At 73.3% G+C, this 4,454-nt stretch carries 4 protein-coding genes; 1 reads left to right on the top strand and 3 read right to left on the bottom strand.

Annotation, left to right across the window (positions count from 1 at the left end):
- From VGH76_RS27000 to mce, 3 genes are all read right to left on the bottom strand, one after another.
- Positions 1–1,088, bottom strand: a 1,088-nt coding sequence (locus tag VGH76_RS27000) for a DivIVA domain-containing protein (RefSeq protein ID WP_331559857.1), incomplete at its 3' end; no start/stop codon positions are given.
- 206 nt (positions 1,089–1,294) lie between these two features.
- Positions 1,295–2,626 (bottom strand): crotonyl-CoA carboxylase/reductase, encoded by a 1,332-nt coding sequence (ccrA, locus tag VGH76_RS26995; protein ID WP_331559858.1) that lies wholly within the window; start codon positions 2,624–2,626, stop codon positions 1,295–1,297.
- 88 nt (positions 2,627–2,714) lie between these two features.
- Positions 2,715–3,167 carry a methylmalonyl-CoA epimerase gene (gene mce / locus VGH76_RS26990; RefSeq protein WP_331559856.1) on the bottom strand — a complete coding sequence of 151 codons (453 nt, stop codon included), beginning with the start codon at positions 3,165–3,167 and terminating at the stop codon, positions 2,715–2,717.
- 123 nt (positions 3,168–3,290) lie between these two features.
- Here mce and meaB point away from each other — a divergent pair, with 123 nt between their 5' ends.
- Entirely contained in the window at positions 3,291–4,277 is a 987-nt protein-coding gene (gene meaB / locus VGH76_RS26985) for a methylmalonyl Co-A mutase-associated GTPase MeaB (RefSeq protein WP_331559855.1), read from the top strand.
- The last annotated feature ends 177 nt before the right edge of the window (positions 4,278–4,454 follow it).

Raw genomic sequence — 4,454 nt, 5'->3', positions numbered from 1 at the left:
CCGCCCGGGGCGGGCTGGTCGTACCCGTCGTCCGGGTGGCCGCCGTTCTGGTGGCCGTTGTCCCCGTAGCGGTCGTCGGGCTCGGAGGAGCGCACCGCGTGTGCCTCCTCGGACGACTCCTCGGGGAAGGCGTCCAGGCCGGGCAGTTCGGCGAGGGACTCCCGCAGGGTCGCGAGCTGGTTGGTCACCCGGGTGCGCAGCCGGCGGATCTCGGCGACCTCGTCGTCGGCCTCCCGCAGCCGTCGGTGCGACTCCTGCGAGGCCTCGCGCAGCTGGGTCTCCGCGCGGGTGCGGGCGTCGGCCTCGCTGCGGGCCAGCACCCGCATCGACTCGGTGCGCCGCGAGGCCATCGCGATCTCGAAGTCCTCCTCGATCTGCACCCGGCGCGCGCGGGACTCCTCGTCGAGGTGACGCCGCTCGGCCTCCGCGTCGGCCCGGATGCGGGCGGCCTCGGCGCGGGCGCCCTCCATGAGGGTGCGGTGCTCGTCCTCCATCTCGCCGCGGCGGCGCTCGTTGTCCTCGAGCCCGGAGTCGTACCGGGTGCGGATCTCGGCGGCCTCGGCCTCGGCGGCCTCGTGCACCTCGCGCGCCTGCCGGCGGGCCTCGTCGAGCGTGGCGCGGGCCTGCTCGTCGGCCTCCGCGACGGTGCGCCGTGCGTGCTGGTCGGCCTCGGTGACGGTGCGGTGGGCCTGCTCGTCCGCGTCGGCGACGGTCTGGCGGGCGCGCTCGTCGGCCTCCTCGCGGGTGCGGCGGGCCGCCTGCTCGGCACTGGAGCGCATCTCCCGGGCCTCGTCCTGCGCGAGCCGCAGCATCCGCTGCAGGCGCTCGGAGAGGCCCTCCATGGAGTCCGGCGGGGCCGCCAGCCGGTCGATCTGGGCCCGGAGCTCCTCGACGTGGGCCCGGGTCCGGTCCAGCGCACGGGCGAGCTCGGAGGCCTGGGCCACCGCGGCGTCGCGGTCGGCGGTGAGGATGCGCAGATCGGCCTCGACGCGGTCGAGGTGCTCCTCGACCTGCCCGCGGTCGTACCCGCGCCGGACCACGTCGAAGCCGGTGCCCAGAGGCAGCAGATCACGCTCTCCCGACGGCATCGACTCAGGTTACTAGGGCCGTGTGCGACACGGCCACGGACGGGTGACAGACACGCCGCCCCACGAGGCTCGCTCCCGGTCACGCGTCCGTGAGTCCGGTCACCCCGTTTTCCGGTGACGTGAGGGGCCGGCCCCGGAACGCACGAACGGCCGGTCCATCACCGGAGAAGGTGACGAACCGGCCGTTCGTGCGGAACGGGAGAGGGCTACTCGCCCCGGAACCGGTTGATCTCGGTGAGGTGCCGCTCGCGCAGCTCCGCGTCGGTCACGCCCAGGCCCTCCCGGGGCGCGAGGCAGAGCACGCCGACCTTGCCCTGGTGGCTGTTGTGGTGGACGTCGTTGGCCGCCTCGCCGGTGTCCTCGAGCGCGTAGGTCTTCGACACCGTCGGGTGGATCTTGCCCTGGGCCACCAGCCGGTTGGCGAGGTAGGCCTCCTTGTAGTTCGCGAAGTGCGACCCGATGATCCGCTTGAGGTTCATCCACAGGTAGCGGTTGTCGTACTGGTGCATGAAGCCCGACGTCGAGGCGCAGGTGACGATCGTCCCGCCGCGCTTGGCGACGTAGACCGAGGCGCCGAACGTCTCGCGGCCCGGGTGCTCGAAGACGATGTCCGGGTCGTCCCCGCCGGTCAGCTCACGGATCTTCGAGCCGAAGCGCTTCCACTCCCGCGGGTCCTGGGTCTCGGGGTCGGACCAGAACTTGTAGCCCTCGGCGGAGCGGTCGATGATCAGTTCGGCGCCCATCTTGCGGCACAGCTCGGCCTTCTCCGGCGAGGAGACGACGCAGACCGGGGTCGCCCCGCCGTTGAGCGCGAACTGGGTGGCGTAGGAGCCCAGGCCGCCCGAGGCGCCCCAGATCAGCACGACGTCGCCCTGGGTCATGTTCGCGCCGTTGTGGCTGACCAGCTGGCGGTAGGCGGTGGAGTTGACCAGTCCGGGGGACGCGGCCTCCTCCCAGGTGAGGTGCCCCGGCTTGGGCATGAGCTGGTTGGTCTTGACCAGCGCGATGTCGGCCAGGCCGCCGAAGTTGGTCTCGAAGCCCCAGATGCGCTGCTCGGGGTCCATCATCGTGTCGTCGTGCCCGTCGGGGCTCTCCAGCTCCACCGAGAGGCAGTGCGCGACGACCTTGTCGCCGGGCTTCCACATCTGCACGCCCTCGCCGGTCTTGAGCACGACGCCGGCGAGGTCGGAGCCCACCACGTGGTAGGGCAGGTCGTGGCGCTTGGCCAGCGGCGAGATGCGCCCGTAGCGCTTGAGGAAGCCGAAAGTGGACACCGGCTCGAAGATCGAGGTCCACACGGTGTTGTAGTTGATCGCGCTCGCCATGACGGCGACGAGGGCCTCGCCGGCGGCCGGCTCGGGCGTCGGCACCTCGTCGAGGTGCAGCGACTTGCGCGGATCCTTCTCCTTGGAGGCCATGCCGGCGAACATCTCGGCCTCGTCGGCGTGCACCGTGATGCCCCGGTAGGACTCGGGGACGGTGACACCGGCCAGCGCGGCCGTCTCGTCGGCGAGGATGGCGTCGCGGATTTCCTGCACGGTCAATGCCTCCGTGGTGTCGGTTCGGCCCGCAGGCTACCGACGGGTAGGTACGGCGGAGAAGGTGGCTGTGACGGGTGTCGGTCGATCAGTGGGCGGTGGCCGCGGGTTCGACCAGCTCCACCAGGACCCCGCCGGCGTCCTTGGGGTGCACGAAGTTCACCCGGGAGTCGGCCGTGCCCCGGCGGGCGTTCTCGTACAGCAGGCGCACGCCCTTCTCGCGCAGCGCCGTCGCGGCCGCCTCGACGTCACGGACCCGGTAGGCCACCTGCTGCAGCCCCGGGCCGTTGCGGTCGATGAACTTCGCGATCGTCGAGCTCTCGTTCAGCGGTGCCAGCAGCTGCACCGCGGCACCGGTCTCGTCGTCGGGCGCGTGCAGCATGGCCTCCCGCACCCCCTGCTCCTCGTTGGTCTCGGTGTGGGTGGCCTCGAGCCCGAGGGTCGTCGCGTACCAGTCGATGGCCGCGTCGAGGTCGGGCACGGCGATCCCCACGTGGTCCACACCCACGATGCCCACGCTCGCGTCCACCAGTGCAGTCATGCTCGGGAAACTAACCGACTGAATCGAAACGCTGAGCAGGTGACGGCCGCCACCCCGACCACGCGTGGGTGAGTCCCCTCCGTCCGGCCCGGGGCCCCGGGTCGGGATGACAGCATCGTCCGGGTGTCCCCGGCTGTCCACGACCTCGACGACCTCGCCGCCCGCGCCCGGGACGGTTCCCCGCGCGCGGTGGCGCAGCTGATCTCCCTGGTGGAGGACGGCGGGTCGGCCGGGGGATCGGAGCGCGCGCGGGCCCTCGCGGCGGCGCTGGCGCCGCACGTCGGCCACGCCGTCGTCGTCGGGCTGACCGGTCCGCCCGGCGTCGGGAAGTCGACGACGACGTCGGCGCTGGTCGGCGGGCTGCGCGCCGACGGCCGCCGGGTGGGGGTGCTCGCGGTGGACCCCAGCTCGCCGTTCACGGGCGGCGCCCTGCTCGGCGACCGGGTGCGGATGGGCGAGCACGCCACCGACCCCGGCGTCTTCATCCGCTCGATGGCCACCCGCGGCCACCTCGGCGGCCTCACGGCCGCGGCCCCGCAGGCCCTGCGGGTGCTCGACGCGGCGGGGTGCGACGTCGTGCTCGTCGAGACGGTCGGGGTGGGGCAGTCCGAGGTGGAGGTCGTCGCGCTAGCCGACACCACCGTGGTCCTGCTCGCCCCCGGGATGGGTGACGGCGTGCAGGCGGCCAAGGCGGGCGTCCTGGAGATCGCCGACGTCTTCTGCGTCAACAAGGCCGACCGCGAGGGGGCCGACGCGACGGTGCGCGAGCTGCAGAACGCCATGGCGATGACGCGGCGGGAGTCCGGGCCGGGCTGGCGGGCGCCGGTGGTGCGGACGATGGCGTCGCGGGGCGAGGGGATCGACGAGCTGCTCGCGGCGATCGACGCCCACCGGGCCTGGATGGTGGAGCACGGCCGGGGCGACGAGGGCCGTCGGCGACGCGCCCGGGCCGAGATCGAGGCGATCGCGCTCGCCGACCTGCGCGCGCAGCTGCGGGCGGTCTCGGGGTCGGTGGCGCTGGACGCCCTCGCCGGGGAGGTCGCGGGCGGCGGGCTCGACCCCTTCGCCGCCGCGGACCGGCTGCGCGAGGCCGCTGTCGACGAGGGGTGACTCATCGCGTGTCGTTGCGCTGGTGACGACAGGTGAGTGGGTAGCGTCGACTCCTGGTGAGAGGAGTCGACGATGTGGTGCTGGTGGGTGGTCGGGGCGCTCTCGCTCCTGCAGGGCATGGGGCTCGCGGGCCGGGTCCGACGACGCCGCAGGCGGGGGACGCACCGCGGTCGCGAG

The organism is Actinomycetospora sp., assembly GCF_036497585.1.
Lineage (GTDB): Bacteria > Actinomycetota > Actinomycetes > Mycobacteriales > Pseudonocardiaceae > Actinomycetospora.
This window is presented reverse-complemented; position numbering and strand designations above follow the sequence as displayed.

Excerpts from the sequence above, each read along its gene's own strand:
- mce (WP_331559856.1), bottom strand. The coding sequence starts at position 3,167 with ATGACTGCACTGGTGGACGCGAGCGTGGGCATCGTGGGTGTGGACCAC.